Origin of the sequence: Vibrio sp. CyArs1, from assembly GCF_022432925.1 — a bacterium.
GTDB lineage: Bacteria > Pseudomonadota > Gammaproteobacteria > Enterobacterales > Vibrionaceae > Vibrio > Vibrio mediterranei.
Map to the genome: position 1 here is coordinate 440,433 of NZ_JAKRBO010000002.1, position 18,420 is coordinate 458,852.

18 protein-coding genes and 2 pseudogenes are annotated in these 18,420 nt (G+C 43.1%); 12 read left to right on the forward strand and 8 right to left on the reverse strand.

The window, feature by feature from the left end; all coding sequences use genetic code 11:
* Positions 1–145 precede the first annotated feature (145 nt).
* The gene (locus MMA19_RS08675; RefSeq protein WP_240205991.1) at positions 146–1,567 is read left to right on the forward strand and encodes a DUF2867 domain-containing protein; all 1,422 of its coding nucleotides are present in this window, start codon (positions 146–148) and stop codon (positions 1,565–1,567) included.
* Positions 1,568–1,632: 65 nt separating this feature from the next.
* On the opposite strand, the gene MMA19_RS08680 is transcribed toward MMA19_RS08675, so the two are convergent.
* From MMA19_RS08680 to rsuA, 3 genes are all read right to left on the reverse strand, one after another.
* The gene (locus MMA19_RS08680; protein ID WP_240205992.1) at positions 1,633–2,286 is read right to left on the reverse strand and encodes a DUF2913 family protein; all 654 of its coding nucleotides are present in this window, start codon (positions 2,284–2,286) and stop codon (positions 1,633–1,635) included.
* Positions 2,286–3,491 carry a Bcr/CflA family multidrug efflux MFS transporter gene (locus tag MMA19_RS08685; protein WP_031495648.1) on the reverse strand — a complete coding sequence of 402 codons (1,206 nt, stop codon included), beginning with the start codon at positions 3,489–3,491 and terminating at the stop codon, positions 2,286–2,288. The genes MMA19_RS08680 and MMA19_RS08685 overlap by 1 nt, the downstream gene beginning before the upstream one ends.
* Positions 3,492–3,720: 229 nt before the next feature.
* Positions 3,721–4,419 (reverse strand): 16S rRNA pseudouridine(516) synthase RsuA, encoded by a 699-nt coding sequence (gene rsuA, locus MMA19_RS08690; RefSeq protein WP_240205993.1) that lies wholly within the window; start codon positions 4,417–4,419, stop codon positions 3,721–3,723.
* Between the two features lie 70 nt (positions 4,420–4,489).
* Between rsuA and MMA19_RS08695 the strand changes: the two genes are divergently transcribed.
* The 6 genes and pseudogenes from MMA19_RS08695 (at position 4,490) to MMA19_RS08720 (ending at position 10,250) form a co-directional block, all read left to right on the forward strand.
* Positions 4,490–6,226, forward strand: a complete 1,737-nt coding sequence (locus MMA19_RS08695) for a DEAD/DEAH box helicase (protein WP_240206177.1) — start codon at positions 4,490–4,492, stop codon at positions 6,224–6,226.
* Positions 6,227–6,296: 70 nt separating this feature from the next.
* The gene (locus MMA19_RS08700) at positions 6,297–6,710 is read left to right on the forward strand and encodes a hypothetical protein (protein ID WP_031497177.1); all 414 of its coding nucleotides are present in this window, start codon (positions 6,297–6,299) and stop codon (positions 6,708–6,710) included.
* 14 nt (positions 6,711–6,724) lie between these two features.
* Complete coding sequence (locus MMA19_RS08705) at positions 6,725–7,381, forward strand: response regulator transcription factor (protein ID WP_240205994.1); 657 nt, start codon at positions 6,725–6,727, stop codon at positions 7,379–7,381.
* A complete protein-coding gene (locus MMA19_RS08710; protein ID WP_051868327.1) occupies positions 7,374–8,735 on the forward strand; it encodes an ATP-binding protein in 1,362 nt (453 codons plus the stop codon). Before MMA19_RS08705 ends, MMA19_RS08710 begins: the two co-directional genes overlap by 8 nt.
* A gap of 167 nt (positions 8,736–8,902) precedes the next feature.
* Positions 8,903–9,181 carry a 50S ribosomal protein L25 gene (gene rplY, locus MMA19_RS08715; protein WP_006071740.1) on the forward strand — a complete coding sequence of 93 codons (279 nt, stop codon included), beginning with the start codon at positions 8,903–8,905 and terminating at the stop codon, positions 9,179–9,181.
* A gap of 351 nt (positions 9,182–9,532) precedes the next feature.
* Positions 9,533–10,250, forward strand: a pseudogene (locus MMA19_RS08720) (transposase).
* A 177-nt stretch (positions 10,251–10,427) separates the two neighbouring features.
* Here MMA19_RS08720 and MMA19_RS08725 read toward each other — a convergent pair.
* Together MMA19_RS08725 and MMA19_RS08730 are read right to left on the reverse strand one after the other, a co-directional pair.
* Positions 10,428–11,300: an MBL fold metallo-hydrolase gene (locus MMA19_RS08725; protein ID WP_240205995.1), complete on the reverse strand. Its 873-nt coding sequence runs from the start codon at positions 11,298–11,300 to the stop codon at positions 10,428–10,430.
* Between the two features lie 317 nt (positions 11,301–11,617).
* Positions 11,618–12,514 (reverse strand): LysR family transcriptional regulator, encoded by an 897-nt coding sequence (locus MMA19_RS08730; protein ID WP_240205996.1) that lies wholly within the window; start codon positions 12,512–12,514, stop codon positions 11,618–11,620.
* A gap of 242 nt (positions 12,515–12,756) precedes the next feature.
* Between MMA19_RS08730 and MMA19_RS08735 the strand changes: the two genes are divergently transcribed.
* The 5 genes and pseudogenes from MMA19_RS08735 to MMA19_RS08755 all read left to right on the forward strand — a co-directional run bounded on the left by MMA19_RS08735 (position 12,757) and on the right by MMA19_RS08755 (position 16,245).
* On the forward strand, positions 12,757–13,635 hold the full coding sequence (locus tag MMA19_RS08735; RefSeq protein ID WP_240205997.1) for an MBL fold metallo-hydrolase: 879 nt from the start codon (positions 12,757–12,759) through the stop codon (positions 13,633–13,635).
* A gap of 1 nt (position 13,636) precedes the next feature.
* Positions 13,637–14,311, forward strand: a complete 675-nt coding sequence (gene grxB / locus MMA19_RS08740; RefSeq protein ID WP_240205998.1) for a glutaredoxin 2 — start codon at positions 13,637–13,639, stop codon at positions 14,309–14,311.
* 28 nt (positions 14,312–14,339) lie between these two features.
* Positions 14,340–15,533, forward strand: coding sequence for a multidrug effflux MFS transporter (locus MMA19_RS08745; protein WP_240205999.1), 1,194 nt, complete (start codon positions 14,340–14,342; stop codon positions 15,531–15,533).
* 142 nt (positions 15,534–15,675) lie between these two features.
* Positions 15,676–15,795: pseudogene (locus MMA19_RS08750) on the forward strand (IS5/IS1182 family transposase); the annotation flags it as partial.
* A gap of 174 nt (positions 15,796–15,969) precedes the next feature.
* Positions 15,970–16,245, forward strand: a complete 276-nt coding sequence (locus tag MMA19_RS08755; protein ID WP_240206000.1) for a hypothetical protein — start codon at positions 15,970–15,972, stop codon at positions 16,243–16,245.
* A 409-nt stretch (positions 16,246–16,654) separates the two neighbouring features.
* Here MMA19_RS08755 and MMA19_RS08760 read toward each other — a convergent pair whose 3' ends face one another.
* From MMA19_RS08760 to MMA19_RS08770, 3 genes are read right to left on the reverse strand one after another with little or no spacing between them, the layout of a single operon-like run.
* The gene (locus tag MMA19_RS08760; RefSeq protein ID WP_240206001.1) at positions 16,655–16,954 is read right to left on the reverse strand and encodes a hypothetical protein; all 300 of its coding nucleotides are present in this window, start codon (positions 16,952–16,954) and stop codon (positions 16,655–16,657) included.
* 14 nt (positions 16,955–16,968) lie between these two features.
* Positions 16,969–18,087, reverse strand: a complete 1,119-nt coding sequence (locus tag MMA19_RS08765) for an HlyD family secretion protein (RefSeq protein ID WP_240206002.1) — start codon at positions 18,085–18,087, stop codon at positions 16,969–16,971.
* A 2-nt stretch (positions 18,088–18,089) separates the two neighbouring features.
* Positions 18,090–18,413, reverse strand: coding sequence for a DUF3302 domain-containing protein (locus tag MMA19_RS08770; protein ID WP_063606195.1), 324 nt, complete (start codon positions 18,411–18,413; stop codon positions 18,090–18,092).
* Positions 18,414–18,420: the final 7 nt, after the last annotated feature.

An 18,420-nucleotide genomic window follows, 5' to 3' on the forward strand; every position in this document is an offset into this window, starting at 1 on the left:
ATATCGTTTTTTAAAAGAATTGGAATTTGGAACATATACGCGTGAAAACACCCTAATTAGCCATCATGTATTGTAAACAAATGAAGATAAACTAGAAAAATGTGTTAAATTTTATAGAGATAACAATTAAGAGAGATAACGGAATATGAAGCGCGTATTGGTATTAGGGGCGTCGGGTTATGTCGGTTCTCAGCTCATTCCTATCCTACTGGACCAAGGCTACGAAGTAACAGCAGCGGCTCGTCAAATAGACTACCTAAAAAGCCGTGTCGTCCCCCACTCGATGCTTAAGTTTGAGTATCTTGATCTCGCTAATCGAGACGCCACAATGGCACTCATTCCTAAGTTCGATATCGTTTATTTCTTGGTACATGGTATGGCTCATGGCCATGACTTTTTGGACTACGAGCTCTCTCTTGCTCAAAACTTCAAAGATGCGCTCGATATTGGTCATGTTGAACACGTCATCTATCTCAGCGCAATTCAACCTCAAACTGGTAATTCCGAGCACCTTGCAGCCAGAAAAGCAACCGGCAAGCTTCTTCGTACCAGTAAAGTGCCAATTACCGAACTGCGTGCAGGTGTTATTATAGGCCCCGGCTCTGCCGCTTACGAAATCATGAGGGATTTCGTCTATAACCTACCTATCTTAATCGCCCCCAAATGGGTGGACTCCAAAGCGAATCCTATTGCTTTACAAAACCTCAATTATTACCTAATCGAACTGGCTAAAGAGACATCACCCGATTCAATTATTTATGAGGTTGGTGGCCCCGATACCTTGTCTTACCGCGAGCAGTTCGCCGTTATTTGCAGCAAAATAAACAAACCACTACGACTCTGGTCAACGCGACTTCTCACACCTAAACTCGCCTCATACTGGCTCGGTGTTGTAACTTCGGTTCCTTCAAGCATTGGCAAAGCACTATTGGCGGGGCTAGAGCATGACTTTATCGCCGATTCTCAAGCAATCAGAGCTCGTTACCCACAAGATATGGTTTCCTACTCTGACTCAGTCTCAGAGACCATAGAAAAAGAAGGTACCTTTGTTCGTAGCAATGTTTGGGGCTACGACCCTGCGGCATTAACGCGATGGCAAGCAGGATTTGGCTATTACCCAAAGAAGACTGGGGCCAGCTATTTCACTGATAAATCCACTGAGCAGCTTTGGGAGGTCGTCAAACAAATCGGCAGTCCTAAAGAAGGCTATTTCTTTGCTAACACACTGTGGCGCACTCGAGAATGGTTAGATGTACTGTTTGGTGCAGGAAGACCAATAAGGCGCTCACCTGCAGGACCAGAATTAAAAGTGGGTGACTTTATCGATTCATGGAAAGTCATTCGATGTGACAAGCCGCATTTTCTGTCACTATTATTCGGAATGAAAGGCCCTGGACTGGGGCGACTGGAATTCACCATTACTGATCATGGCGACAAAAGAGAAATCAACGTGACTGCGTGGTGGCACCCGCAAGGATTCAAAGGGCTGCTTTATTGGTTTGCAATGATGCCTGCACACTTGTTCATTTTTAAAGGAATGGTAAGGGCGATCTGTCGCAAAGCCTAGTCGTTACAAATACTTCAACCTCTATGCTTTGCGACAATTATGCTCTCATACCACTAAGCTTTAACTTAAGCTTTAAATGACAGAGGGATTTCAGCTAGCTGAGTCCCTTTGTTCATTGGATAAATAAGATATTCGCCGTGATACTTTACTTTCGATTTGTAATCAGTGCGTTTGTGGAGCATAAAGCCAGCCTCGTACGCTTTAGTCACAAACTCCGTATGATTACCACGTACAAACCAACTCATCGGCTTCACCAGGTTTTCTGCATCAAAGCAGTCGTCACATTGATTCGCGCACAGTGCGAAAGAGTTATGACCATCGGTGAAGAATTGAACTTTACTGCCATCAGTCAGAATCTCTGAGGTGCAGACACCCCAACCCGCCTCTTCCATATCTTCAATAAACTGTTCAATCTTTGCATCAGTTACTGGCTGTACGTCACCAGAAAAAAACTCAGCATAGTAAGCAGAAATGCGCTTAAACAAAGGTTCAAGCATTGAATCATTACCCTTGGAACGCCCAGATTTCTGCCATTGAATTAGGTTAGCACTGGTCGTTTTCCCAAAACGCTGAGTTTTTATCGCTTTTGTTACCCATCGAACAAGAAAGTGATTGTTAGTCACTGGAGAATTAATCAACTTGCCTGAAGCATGCTCATTCGCCAATTCTTCTAGTGCACTGTTTACGATTTTTTGGATCTCTGAATAGTAGTCAGACATTATGCTTTTTTCCCAAACGTCCAATATAAGGCGGCGGATAATACCGAACAAATAGCCATTAATGCAATCATAGGCCAAACTGTTCCACCCGGAAGCATTGCCACAATCGCCCCAATGACTGAGCCAGTGCCAAATCGCAATGTTCCTGCAAGTGAGGAAGCCGTGCCCGCCATCGTTGGATAACCGCTTAACAACAAGCCCATTGAATTACTACCGATGGTCGACAGCGTACCAATAAATAGCATAACGAAAGGAACCGTACCCCAAATCCCAAGATCTAGAATACCACTCGCTAACAGTCCTAGACCTGCGAACAGCTGAATGCTTAGCCCAAAACGAAGCATGCCATGTAAGCCAACTTTCTTCACCATACGGCCATTAATACTGGTCATGATGATCATTGTGACAATGTTCAGGCCAAACAGATATCCAAACTGATCTGGCGTCACACCATAGATATCAATATAGACAAACGAGCCCGCGGTAAGAAAGGCAAACATACCAGCGAACGAAAACGCTCCAGAGAACATCAGTCCCATCGCGACCGGATTCTTGCACAACCTCAGGTAATTTCTGATCGTGGTTCGAAAACGAAGTGGCTGTCTGTTTTCTGGCGCTAAAGTCTCCGGAATTTTCCAAAGTACCGCTGCTATTACCACTACAGAAAATGCTGTCAGCACCCAAAATATCGAACGCCACCCAAACCAGACCGCCAAATGGCCCCCTATCATAGGCGCAACTAACGGAGCCAAGGTAATGACCAAGGTGACAAAAGACATGGTACGCGCGAAATCTTCCTTATCGAACATGTCGCGAACCACTGCTTGGATAATGACCGCTGCCGCTGCACCCGCAAAGCCTTGGGCAGTACGAATATAAGTTAAAGATTCAATGGTTGTCGCGGTGGCTGATATCGCTGAAGCAACACCAAAAAAGAACACACCAAATAGCAGGATCGGCCGGCGACCAAAACTATCAGCGAGAGGACCATGTAAAAGTTGGCCGATAGCAAATCCGGCAGTGTATACCGTTAATGTAATCTGAACAGCCCCGGCTGTTACCCCTAAATCTTGTGCGATAGTTGGCATCGCGGGCAAGTACATATCGATAGCAAGAGGCGTTAACGCGCCTATAGCTCCGAGAACTAGGAAAAGAACTAAACCTAGTTGAGGTATGTCGGGCTGCGATACTGGCTTAGAACTCATATCGCTCCTAATGAAATCTTTATTTGTGTGCGATCCGTGCCAACAAATAAACAACCTAGACTCAATTTATCCCATTGAGTGATGTGAGATAGCGCAACAACAGAGCGCTATCTTCGGGGTAACCGTAATATAAGGAAGGCTCTCAGAGTTCGAGAGTAATGACTCATTACGGGTATTACTTTTACTCTGGACGAGTAGACGTTTTATCTATCAAAACAGTTTATTAGTATTACTTTTTCCAGACAGAGTCAATTTCTTCTTGAGTGAGATATCGATACTCTCCTGGCTCAAGCATTTCATCAAGAACAATGTCACCGACGCTTTCACGATGTAGACCTTCAACTTTATTACCTAGCGCCGCAAACATACGCTTGACTTGGTGATATTTGCCTTCGTGAATGGTTAATAACACTTCTGTTTCATCAATAATTTCGAGTTGTGCTGGCAGAGTTGGCGCTTTCTCATTTCTCAGCTCAATGCCTTCTTCGAATGCCTTGATGTAATTATCTTGCACAGGGTCTGCTAACCATACGCGATAAGTTTTTGCACATTTATGTTTCGGTGAGGTAATTCGATGAGACCATTGACCATCGTCTGTAATTAACACCAAACCTGTCGTATCAACATCTAAGCGACCTGCAAAATGAAGGTTCTCCATTTTGACCTCATCGAGCAACACAAACGCAGTGTGATTAAAGCCATCTTCATGAGAACAAACAAAGCCATCTGGTTTGAATAGCATGATATAGCGCGGCCCCTGCATGCGGACCTCTCTATCTTGCCATTCGACACTGTTATCCTCAGTGACTTTAAATGCACCGCTCTTTTGTACTACGCCGTCAACGGTAACATCACCGGATTTAATGATTTTTGTTGCTTCTTTACGTGTTGCGCCTAAAGCGTCACACAAAAACTTATCTAAACGCATGAATACCTCGTTTTCATTTCGTGAGGTATTATAGAGCGGTTTTTTGAAATGTAGAGTAAAACTGAGCCGTATGTACACGCTTCGCCCCTACCAAGCCGATTCTGTTAAAGCTGTTATCCACTATTTCCGCAAAAACGATACCCCAGCGGTGATCGTATTGCCCACTGGGGCTGGAAAAAGCTTAGTTATTGCCGAACTTGCAAGGCTAGCGCGAGGTCGTGTTTTGGTTCTAGCGCACGTTAAAGAGCTCGTAGAACAAAATCACGCAAAATACGAAGGCTATGGACTCAAAGGCTCTGTTTTCTCTGCCGGCTTAGGTAGAAAAGAGACATCTGAGCAAGTGGTGTTCGCCTCCGTTCAATCAGTAGTGAGAAACTTGGATGCATTTGCCAATCAATTTTCACTGCTTGTTATCGACGAATGTCACCGCGTACCAGAAACCAAAACATCAAGCTATCAAAAAGTGATCAGCCACCTATGCGAGATTAATCCTGGAATTAAGATCCTTGGTTTAACCGCAACCCCCTATCGTCTTGGCGTTGGCTGGATCTATCAATATCACACCAAAGGACTGGTTCGCAGCGACGAAGCTCGTTTCTTTAAAGATTGTATCTTCGAGCTTCCTATCCAATACTTGCTCGATGAGGGCTTTTTAACACCTGCGAAACTCATCGACGCTCCAGTCCTTAGTTACGACTTTTCTCAGCTCAAACCTACCAGTATGGGTAAATACAAAGAATCTGAAATGGATCTTGTTATTGAGCAATCAAAGCGCGCAACACCGCAAATTGTGGAGCAAATAAAACGCTATAGTGAAGACAAACTAGGTGTCATGATTTTCGCTGCGACGGTTCGTCATGCGCAGGAAATACTGTCGCTGCTACCGAATGAAAACAGCCAAATTGTCATTGGTGATACACCAACACCTGAACGCGACGCTATCATCAGTGATTTCAAAAATCGTAAGATCAAGTTCTTGGTTAACGTTTCGGTTTTAACTACTGGATTCGATGCGCCCCATGTTGACCTGATTGCAATTCTTCGCCCAACCGAATCCATCAGTTTATATCAGCAAATCGTTGGCCGTGGTTTACGATTGTCAGAGGGCAAGTCAGAGTGTCTCGTTCTTGACTATGCGGGTAACACGTACGATTTGTATCAACCTGAAGTCGGTAACCCTAAACCTGATTCCGATTCCGAAATTATCACCATCCCCTGCCCTGCGTGCGGGTTCAATAATGACTTCTGGGGTAAACTCGATGCCAATGGTTTTTTAATTGAGCACTTTGGTCGCAAATGTCAGGGCTATTTCACCGACGAAGAAACCGGAGAACGTGAACACTGTGACTATCGCTTTAGAGCCAAATACTGCTCTGAATGCGGCGCAGATAACGATATCGCTGCGCGAATCTGCCACGAATGCGACGCCACTTTGGTAGACCCAGATAAAAAACTTAAAGAAGCCCTTAACCTCAAAGATGCGCTCGTCTTCGAATGCACCGACATGAACCTTGTCGTTCATAAAGATGAAAAAGGTAAAAACAGTCTAAGAGTTAACTATATTGGAGAGAACGATGCCCAAGTCAGCGAGTTTTGGTCATTAAATACCAAAAAGCAGAAAGAATCGTTTCTCGCTAAGTTTGTACGCCCACATTTGGCCGACAAGCATCGTGAGTTTGATGCCACTTCGCCAACAAAAGTCGTGAACAATCAACATCGTTTCCGATTGCCCGCGTTCGTCATAGCCAGAAAAAGTGGTCGATTTTGGAAAATGAGAGACAAAGTTTTTGACGACGAACTGAACTAATCACTGTTCAGCTTTCATTCATGTTTACAAATGTATATTTTAACTATGTTGAAAATATTGGGTCTCCGCCATGCTTAATAAAACCAAACAGACAATATCCATCGTCTCGCTCTCCCTATTATTGGCAGTACCGCTTAGCGCCCATGCCGAATTTTTCTCAGACTCAAGCAAGCCAAGTGGTCACGACCTCGTGCAGGATGTGCAACCGGATGGTGCCCGCATTGAGTTTGAAGAGGACCAAGACGAGGTCTATGACGCTGTACAGCAAGGGCTTATCAAACCGTTTTCTGAGTTGTTTGCGACGGTAGAACGCGACCTCAATGGTCGAGTGATCAAAGTCGAACTAGAAGAAGACGACGATGAGTGGATTTACGAGCTAAAATTGCTTCATGAACAAGATGTTATTAAAGTCGAATATAACGCCACCACACTGGAGATGATGGAAATCAAAGGCCATAATCTTCAAAGAGTCATAAGAAAATAAAATAGAGAACAATAATGAAAATTCTTGTCGTGGAAGATGACCCAAGACTGGGTGAACAAATATTAGAAACTCTAGAAAGCGCAGGTTGGGTGCCTGAACTTGCCCAAGACGGTATCGATGCGCTTTACCGCGCTACGTCAGAAGAGTGGGATGTCATTGTTTTGGACTTAGGACTTCCTAAGATTGATGGTTTGACGGTACTTAAAGGCATTCGAGACGAAAACATTAACACACCAGTCGTCATTCTCAGCGCACGTGACACCTTAAGTCAGCGCGTTGAGGGCCTAAATGCTGGTGCAGATGATTACCTTACCAAGCCATTTGAAATGATTGAGCTTATTGCACGTATCCGAGCGCAGCTACGACGCGCTTCTGGCAACGCTTCCCCGCTGATGCAAGTCGGTGACTTAAGCTTAGATACACGAACTTCAAAAGTAATGTGGCAAGGTAATGCAGTAAGCTTAACCGCACTGGAATATAAGGTCGTTGCTTACTTTATGCATAATGCCGACAAGGTCATTTCTCGTACTGAGTTAGTCGAGCATATCTACAAACAAGACTTTGATAGAGACTCCAACACAATTGAAGTGTTCATCGGTAGAATCCGTAAAAAAATTGCTCCTAAAATTATCAAAACCGTACGTGGCTTAGGGTATCAACTTAATGCCTGATATTAGCGCGACTCGGCTCAAAACAGAGTTCAAGCGACTCAGTCTAAAAACGCGATTATTGCTGGCAGCCACCTTGTGGTTGTCAGCCATGATGATCGCCGCCGGTATTCTCATTCCCGGTCTAGTTCGAGATTACCTTAGTCAAGACTTAGAAACTAAGCTTGGACTGACTATGGATGAAATCGCCGCTAATCTAGAAGTGAATAAACAAGGACAACTGGTTCTACAAACTCGTCTTTCAGACCCACGCTTTAATCAGCCATACAGTGGTCTGTACTGGAGCGTCGACAGTGGCTCAGACAAACTCCGCTCTCGCTCATTATGGGACCGCACCATTCGAATTAAGAATGAGAAACACAAAGCGACTTACTTCGGTGCCAAAGACGAGAAACTTATTGCCATAAAGCGAACCGTCTTCTTACCTGACATAAGTGACGGCGTCACAATCATTATTGGCCAAGATGAAGATCGTATCGATGACACCCTAAATTTGCTGACAGGCCAACTTTGGTTGATCTTAGGTGTTCTTTCCATTGGTATTCTGACTTTAGTGGTGGTTCAAGTCAGCTGGTCACTCAGACCTTTAGGGAAGATGCAGAAAGAACTGAAACTATTAAAAACGGGTGAGCAACAAACACTGGACGAACAATATCCAAAAGAAATTGCCCCACTCGTAAGCGATCTCAATGCCCTATTGTTCCACTATCAAGAGTTATTAGCGCGCGCACGTAATCACGCAGGTAACCTATCGCACGCACTCAAAACACCGCTCTCGGTGTTAAAGAATGAGTTACACCAACTTTCAGAGCAAGACCGACAGAGGCTACAACCCTCGATAGAGCAGATTCAAGCACATATCGATTACCATTTGGGTCGAACTCGAATGGCAGGCGCAATGAATATTCTCTCGGTTAAGTCATCACCGAGTGAACGCGTCGATGCTATTTCATTGGCTTTCGATAAGGTTTACGCTCAGCGCGATATCGCTTTGGTGAGCGAACTGGATACCGATCAATACGTCGCCGTAGAAAAAGCGGACCTCGACGAGATGCTTGGTAACCTACTAGAAAATGCCTACAAATGGGGTAACAGCTTCATCCGCGTATATTCCGAACTGCTCGATAATCACGAGATCGCTATCATCGTCGAAGATGATGGTCCCGGTATACCTCAAGAGAAGCTAAAAGAAGTGCTGAAACGTGGAGTTCGCCTAGATGAAACGACTCCCGGTACCGGTTTAGGGCTTAATATAGTCAATGAGATGGCGCATAGCTATCGAGGTGATTTAGCTTTGGAATCGAGCAAATTGGGCGGTTTACGAGCAGTTCTTAAACTGCAACGTGCAAAAGAGTAAAAATTGTAACGTTATAAGCGATTTGCTATTGCTCCGCCTAGATTTGAATGTTAGTATCCGCGCTCGTTTTGAATGTATCGATTCGATACTTCGGAACGGCTATAGTTTTGACTAGGTCGCTACGTCAAAACAGTTACTTTAATTTTACTATTTTGAGAGTAAATACTATGAAATTCGAAGCAGTAGTACGTACTGAACTAGGTAAGGGTGCGAGCCGCCGCCTACGTCACGCTGGCCAATTCCCAGCAATCGTTTACGGTGGTGAAGCAGCACCTGTTTCTATCGCTCTAAACCACGATGACGTGATCAACCAAATGGACAAGCCAGCATTCTACGAAGGCATCACTCTAGTGATCGACGGCGCAGAAGTTAAGGTTAAGCCACAAGACGTTCAACGTCACGCGTTCAAGCCAAAAGTTGAGCACATGGACTTCATCCGCATCTAATTCCCTACCAAGGAATTATTCGGATCAAATCCAAACCTTTTGCATAAAAAGATTCTCGGCTTTACCAACCAAGAATTCTTAAAAAATTCGAAACCCCGATGCTACCAACATCGGGGTTTCACCTTTTCTAGGGCTTTGAAAATCCGAAAGCCCTATCTAATCACCTGATTTAAATGATTTTAATACCAACAAACAATAACCTTGTAGTTTGTATGTAATTGGGGTGTAGTTATACAGTAGAGTGAACTAAATCAAGACATTACGATCAAACCAGTGAAAACTACTCGTTAACATCGTTTCATGCCTAAACCCTACTTCAAAACCAAAAACTGGCGCTAGTACAATAATTCGTTGATTAACACAGGCTCGCTCACATTTTGGATCGACGAGGAAACGATAAGAGACTGGAAGCAAGGAAAGCACGGTAGTGATCTCGCTATCACCAAGGCTCTTCGTGTACACTTGATGCCTTTAAGAGCACTTCAGGGCTTTATGAACTCGGTGTTTAGGTTAGTCGATTTTCCATTAGTATGCCCACACTATACATGCCTCAACCGCCGAGTGAAGGATATTGAGGTCTCATTAAAACCCTATACTCGGGGCACAACACTACACCCAGCCGTCGATACCTCCACTCATGAAATCATCATTACGGAGTTGAGTTTATCTGGTTTCACAAATGGTGAAGTGCTGCCCAAAACTTCTGCAGCAAAGACGGCGCACCATCAAAGCAATATCAGGTAATGGTACTTATGGTACGAGAGAGTGTTTTCAAGCTTTTGGTCGTAAGAAGGCCTCGCCTTTGATATCCCATTTTGGGAGAAAGGACCCCTGGGAACCTAGCTGTAGGCAGCCAGAAACTTTACCGTTCAAACAAGAAATGGAAACAGGAATACGGCTACCACAAACGTTCACCGTCTGAGTTGGCTATGCACCGAGTGAAGCAACCCTTTGGCGCGTCATTAAACTGCGAAACTGCAATGCTCAAGATGGGGAGACTTACACGATGATCAAAACGTTGAACAAACTCACTAGCCTAGATTTGCCTCAAACTCGGGATATTGTTTGAAACTTAGTCATTTTGGAAGCATTGTGCCTTGAACTCGATTTAAGCAACAGAGCCTTATATGAGTCAAGAAGAACTGAGAAAGGCAGCGGAATTTTGCTTTGTGGACTTGTAATAACAACTTACGGCCGAAGCGGGTATTTGCCTCGGCCATAACAATAGACTTTGCTTTATGTCTTATTAGTTACCGTGCCAGATAGAGTAAGCCATACGGTCAACGTTATCGGCTAAATTCTCTTTATAACCTCTCCAGTGACTGAACTCAGGAAGTTTGATGGCTTTTCTTAACTCGTCGACGTTTTTCCCTTCTCTTAAACCTTTTGATACTTCATCGAACAGCGCCTGATGGAAACGGTAATCTTCGTCAAAAGCTTCAGGTGAAGATTGTGGAGAATGAGCACTGACCACTGTGTCAAATTCCCAACCTTTTGCTTTTACATTTTTAAAAGTGCTTAGCTGGCCTAACATATTGCGCGCGTATTGACGGCGATAGTCCAGCATAAAGCCCGGTAGGTGCCAGTCAGCCGCAAACAATAGCCCGCCGTTATCTGGTATATGAATGGTACTCATACAGAAACTTTCATTTGGGCCTAAGTAGTGAAGGTCGACATTGATGTCTCCCATTTCTACACGATATGAGTCACCTTTATAGTAGACATCTGGCTGTACGACTCGGTTTTCCGGGTCTCGGCCTAGAAGATCAGCACATTTTTCATTGGCAATAAACTCGGCGCCTTCTTCTTTAAAAATCTGGCCTCCGCGAGTGTGGTCAAAGTGATCGTGGGTATACACTACTTTGGTTACCGGAAGATCGGTTATTTTTCTGATTTCTTTTCGCATATCAGCAGCACGTTTTTCGTTTACCGGATCAACGACCAGAACGCCTTCATCACTTACCACGATAAGGCTGTTAGTGTAGAACTGAAAGTACTGATATACGCCATCTTTCAGCTTTGTCATCATAGGTGTTGCCGGGTCAAAATCTGCTGCTATTGCGGAAGTTCCGGAAAAAAGAGTGGCGATGAGTAAGAGAGGGTTTATAGCCTTTTTCATTTTGCTATCTCCAGTTAGTTATGACCTAAATTTATTAACTCAGCGTTTCTGCATGAATCAAGAGATTTTTGGACTCTGATTAGTCAGTTGGCACTCAATATACAGAGTCAAATATTATTGGATACTTTCTAAAGGCAGTGGATTGACTGAGCTATGAAGGTTCGTATCTTTAACATTTACGTTCAAGTATACGTTCGGAGTTAGTTTAATAAATGAGCATAATGTATCTTCTAAATATACATATAATATCGAATATGCCAGACGCCCGGTAGTAACGTGCTTGGCGTCTAACAGTTTTTCAAACAACCCTCTTTAACCTAAGGAACATTTCCATGGAACCACTCTTTTAGAAAATTGAGAAACAAACTTAAACGATAAGGTAGGTGCTTTCGGGTGGGGTACATAGCGTAAACCCCGACTTCAGGAAATGTGGCCAGTGGTGGCAATTCTACTAAAGCGCCTTGTTCTATGTGTGTTCGGACAAATACGGTAGGTAATACGCCTATTCCCATTCCACTTACTAGAGCCTGAATTAAGCTACCAGTATTAGAAGTCACCATTGCCCATGGCTGTCGGTAGGTAATATTCTTACCTTCTACCTGCAGATTCCATGCATCACCATAGCGGCTTGTTCCCATATGCAGGCAGTTGTGTTCTTCAAGATCACCCAATTTGGCAGGAATACCTCGGTTAGAGAGATAATCCGGAGAAGCGTACATCCCAAATGTGGTTGTACTTAGTTTGGTAGCGACATAGCTTGAATCTTGTAGATCAAAAGAAAAACGAAAGCTAAGATCAATCTCCTCAGACGCTAAATCAACCTGATTGTTATTCAGTTCAAGGTCAAACCGAATATTTGGATAACTATTGCGAAAGACCTGCATTGCTTTAATAAGAAATGTACTCAGTCCATCTGGGGCAGATAACCGTATCATACCCGAGGGGTTACTCAGATAGTCACTGCACAGTGATTCCTCAAACTGTTCAATATCAGCGACAATACGTTTAGCTCCTTTGTAATAAGTTTTGCCGCCCGGAGTGAGCTGCATACTTCGCGTTGTACGATTTAAAAGAACAAAGCCTAATGAATTCTCCAAATCGGCAATGCGCCGTCCAACGATTGCGGGGGTGACACCAGCAGCTTTCGCAGCTTTCGCAAAGCTCCCTTTTTCTACTACCGAGCAGAAGAGCTGCATATTTTTAAATTTATCCATTCGATACTTTCCGTATATATAGAAGTTACTAATTGAGCAATTGTTTGGAATAAGTATATAAATTATCTTTCCAGTATCCCACTCTTGTGTAGCAAGTGAAAAGTAGTAAATGAAGGTGCTTTCAAGAATAACTGTCCAACCACTCTTATAGGGAACCACGTTAAACACTCGGCTAATAAAGGTGTCATCGTTACGGATCCTACAGGCACGGTAACTAAACGCTCAACAAATGAGGTTACATTATGAATATTTTCAAAAATATGGCACTAGTCATTATTGCATCTATTCCTCTCAGTACTCCGGTACTGGCAAAAGGTGGAGGTGGTGCGACAGTAAAAGAACTGGCGGAAAACGTTTATTCTGTCAGCATGTTTAACTACAACAGCCTGGTGGTGATAGGTGATCAAGATGTTTTAATTACGGACACCGCTAATAGCTTTCGCGCTAAAGTGTTAAAAGAAGAAATTGCAAAATTAACGGATAAACCGATTAAGAAAATCGTGTTTTCACATGAACATTTTGACCATGTTGGTGGTACGGAAGTGTTCCCTGATGCTGAAATCATCGCACAAAGAAACATTCTGGAATACGAAGGGCTGGATCCGTTGGATGTGGTTCCGGATATGATTCATAAGACATTCGATAAGTCGATGACGATTGATATGGGGACAACAACTGTTGAGCTGAAACATTACGGAGCTGCTGATGGGCTAGCCGTCGCGGTTATTTATCTGCCGAAAGAAAAAGTCGTTTTAACAGCAGATATGTACGTTGACAAAGGGCTTAATCCGGGTGTGTTTTTAACCGATACCAATATGTTAGGCAGCCGGGCTCTTTTAAACAGAATCGCAGATATGGATCTGAATTACGCCATTAATGTGCATTCTCAACGTTTGGATCTTGTGCCGTTATTGGCCACTAAAGATTTCTACAATGATCTATATGACTTAGTGATGCCGGAAATTCAGGCACAACTTCGCACCAATCCTGCTGGTTTAATACCACGTATTCTGGAAATGAGCCAAACACTAAAAATGCCTAAATACCAAGACTGGAAAAACTACCAGGATCTTCCGACTTACATTCAGAAGATGTCATTTGCAATCATCCATGGGGGATAAAATGAAACTACACGTATTTGATAGCTGTCCTTACTGTGTGCGCGTTAAAGTTTTAATTGGACTGAAAGGTCTAGATTGTCAGATTAATCCAATGGTTTTAGGTCAACTTCCTGAGTCGGTTGAAGGGAAACTCGAAAAGTTCAGTGTGCCTATTCTTGAGGAATCTGCCCCGGGAAATGGTGACTTAACCATTATGACAGAGAGCTTAGATATCTTCCGTAAACTTGACAGTATCGGGACACCACTCTTTTGTAGCTACGAGCCTTCGAAAAAAGTAGTGGAGCTGTTGGCAAAGCTTCAGCAGGCCAAAGCACCACTTTCTTATCCGCGCATGCCGTTGATGAATCTACCGGAGCTGTCATCTAAAGAGGCACTAATGATGTTTCGAACATCGCGAGAAGAGGCATTTGGTCAGACACTTGAGCAAGCCATTGAGAACACCCCTCAGTATATTCCGAGGGTGAAAGAAGTAGTTGATGAGCTTGAACAGGCTCTCATGCAGGAGGCCTTCATCAGCGGAAACAGAAACCTAGATATTGATGATGTTGTAGCATTTGCAGAGTTAAGAAACCTCACCATGGTGGGTGAACTTAACTTAAGCGAACAGATGCAAGCATACCTAGATATGATTTCATCTCGTTCAAATGTGCCGTTATATGTTCCGGCAATCTTCTAATTAACTTACAGTAAAAGGGGGTATTACGATGGCTCATCCAAGTCTATTACCACTGATTATTATTTTCTCTCTGGTTCCATTAGGACCGCTGGCGATAGATGTCTATTTGCCATCGTTTCCCCAAATGATCGAAAGTTTTTCTGCTTCTGACAGTGATATCAGGCAGACCATTTCAATTTATGTACTAGCGCTGGGTTTCAGTCAATTGATAGCTGGCCCGGTATCAGATAGAAAAGGCCGTAAGTTTTCGGCCATGCTGGGTTTGGCCTTATACGCCGCAGGGAGCTTATTTGTTGTTGCTTCATCATCGCTGTCGTTTTTGTATGCCGCGCGTGCACTTCAGGGTGTTGGAGCATCTTTTACCATGATCACGGCGATGGCATGGATTCGAGATAATTATGAAGGTGAGACTGCCGGGAAATGGCTTAGCTACATGGGTGGTGTAACAAGTGCTATTCCCACTATTGCGCCGCTTATCGGTAGTGGGTTGGCATTGCACTGGGGCTGGTCTGGCGGTTTTTACCTTATGGCTGCGTTGGCCATACTATTGTTTGCTTTATCTTTCATAGGGCTAGAATCTAAAAAAGTCTCCAATACCACAGTGGATATTGAAGATACTAAAGTACTTAAATGCAATGTGCGTGATATTTTTGCTAACCATACCTTCACCACCTATGCACTAGCTAATATGTTGAGTTTTGGTGCTATTCTGACCTATATTTCTGTCGCGCCGATTGTAGCGATGAAAGAAGGAAATTTCAGCCAAGTACAGTTTTCCATTATGTTTGGCTTAATAGGTGGCATGCAGATTTTGGCCAGTCTGATTGCACCTAAGCTGATGAAAGTGTGGGGGCGAAGAAACACAGTTCGCTTTGGTTCTGGGGTGATAGTGTTGGGTGGTATTGGGCTACTGTTTACCCCGTCAACGGCAACTTATGCCTTCTTTGTGATGGCAGCGCTTGGTGCGGCTGGATTTAGCATTATGTCAGGCTCGGCGACATCGCTCGCACTGGAGCCATTTAAGTATTGTGCTGGACTTGCTACTTCCATTGATGGCTTTTTAAGAATGATAGGTGGTGCACTTTTAGTCGTTCTGTCAGGGGTGCTAGGGGTAAGCAGTATGCATACACTGGCTGCAGTATTACTGCTATCACTGGTTCCAGTGTTGCTGATTTCAGTTGATGTCCATAAAGCACACAGGTCCGGTATGACTAGCAACTGATTTACATAACGATACGCCGGAAAAGCTCTGTTTGATGCGTCTGTTTCGAGTCAGCACCTATTAAGTACAAATCAAATCCGGCATATTGATGAAATAAGGCGGCATCGACCAGTCATTATGCATTCTAGAATAATAAGCGACCAAACGTGCAGTTCTTCTCGTCCCACCACGAGAAGGGGCGACCTCCTAAGAACAAAGGCATCCTCGCAATTTATCGATAGGTTGTCAGAAACTTTACGGCTCGAACAAGAAGTGGAAAAAGCTATGCAGCTGTCATAAGTACTCAATTACATTTAGATCAATACGTTATACTCCATAGAAAATCACTTAGCACTTAATTGCAGCTTTTATCTATCTAAGTCATTTAATAAGTTTGGTACCTCGTTATTTATAGACTATCTTTTATAAGAAATTAGATTATTTAGAGGCGAAAATCATGTCAGAGAAAATGCAAAAAACCAAACACTCAACTGAAGAAAAAATGCAACATAAATATGGCACTGAAACGGAACACAAACATAACAAAGATCATTTAGAGTTTCACGATAAAGAGAAGAGCCATCCTCATAACAAACATGGTGGTAGTAATGATGGGCATAAGCACTCTGTAAACCACCACCCTGATGGACACCACGACAAACATCATCATGACAAAAAACATGACCACAAACACTCCTCCAGAAACCACCACAAGACTGGAAGTGAAGAATAATATCATGATTTTCAAACAGTAAGATAGTAACATTTGAACATAGATAGGATAGAAAACTGTTCGAATAGTCACTTATTATACTGCCTAATCAAATTAGTATTTAGTAGATTGCTTTTCTTCTGGCTTCAATGGACCATTTATTATTAATAGTTGAATTTTAGCAGTTTTATTTTTAGTAAAAATCAGTATAAGTCATTGGAAGAGCATTCATCTTACTATAATTTTCAATCGCCAGAAAAATCAAAGTTACTTTCTAACACTCATTAATAACATTATTAAATTATACATTTAATAGCCAGATACCATGTATTTTTGATCATCGCTAGATATTGGAAGTGATTATATCGGCTTGGTCAACATAAGTCGTTTAACTTCTAATATATTCTTTCGTTTTTCTAAGGAGTTAAGCTCATAGTCTGACTGTACTATCAAGTACCGTGCACCCATCACCTTCGTTACAATTGACTAGATAGACTTTTTTCTTGCCACAACCTTTAACACCTATTTGATATTGCGGCCTTTCAAAGCGATAAGCTTCGATACGTTTCTCTGAAATCAAGGTTGTAGATACATCTTTGCAGTCGAATACGAACTCGGCTTTGCGCTTGGATGCTGCCTCTGCTTCGGCTTGATATTCAGCTAGATAGTCTTGCGTAGACTCACAGGCTACCAACACGAGCGAAGCCACTATTATCATTATAGATTTCATAATTTATCTTCCTGTTACCCTTCAAATAACCAATTTTGCCAGCTCTGCATTCTCAAAATAACCTTTCTCACAACTGAAAACATTTCCCATTCTGGTGAATATACCGCAACATGTGCATCTGTCCCTGCAGGTATAGGTTGGCCTTTTAACAACTCGGGCTCGTTAAGTTCGACACGCACTAATACGCGACCTCCGACTCTCACTAGCGGGTCATTCAATACTCCTGAAGGAGCGACAGCACCTTCCTTAGTAATATCCAAGACACTCATTACCTTAGCCTTGTACGCGTGACCAGGAATGGTTTTGAATGTCACTTCTGCTTCATAACCTTTTTTTATGTAGCGAGCAGGATTCTGCTTAAATGCAGCGAAGATTACTTTGTTTTCTTTGTGAACAAACGTTAAGTTACCTTGAAAAGGCACAACACGGCTTTTCATACCGGGCCTCAAGGCCACTTGAGTGACAAACCCATCTGTTGGCGCTCTTACCACAGTGCTATCAAGATTGAACTGAGCTTTATCCAAGGCTGCTTGATAAAGAGAGTTGTTGGCATTTTGCTCATCAACTTGCGCGTCTATGACATCAAGCTGAATGTGGTTTTGGTTTTGAGCTGCCGTAAGTTCGTTCACTGTATCGGTAAATTTATCCACCTGTTGCTGAGCGCTGAAATCTTTCTTAGCAAGCTTATTGAAACGTGCTAGTTCCTTTTTATTGAAGTCAATACTTGCCTGTGTTTTAGCGATAGCTTGTTCAACACTCGATTTTGACAAAGACAGTTGCGTAATCTTAGCTCTCACTCCGAGCAACTGAGCCTTAACCTTATCCACTTCAGCTTGGAATGGAACCGGATCAATTTTATAGAGCGGTTCCCCTTTTTTTAGCGGAGTGTTGCCCTCTATATATACTTCTTTCACTATACCTGACACTTGAGAAGTTATAGGAGTTGTTATGCTGTAAACGCCTGCGACACGGGCGACAGGTTGATACATAGCCATATACAAGAAAATCCAACCAACCAAAAACATCCCGATAACGCCGGCTGTGGTGATAGTCCATTTGTTTTTAGGTACTTTAAACACGCGAAACACAATGACACATAGTGCAACATAACTGAGCGTAATAAGCGTTTCCATAGCTACTCCCTGTCTTTATCCTGCATTTGCTTTTCTAGTTGGTTAAGGCGAGCCAACAACGCGTCATATCCTTCTTGTTCCCGCTGTCCTGCCCAGTTTTGTTTCACAGGGTCATACATCATGGCCCATACCCATAAAATAGGCCAAAGCACATGGAGGAAAAACAAACTTATCCACCCCGCCACATGAATAGCATCTTGATGCGGATGTTGACGCTTAACCGCTATTTCATAGGGGATGTCATGAACGACTATTAAGCCATAGATAAAAATCAAAATGACTATAAACAAAATCGCAAGTGACGCATAATCTAAAATCAAATTCATCATTACC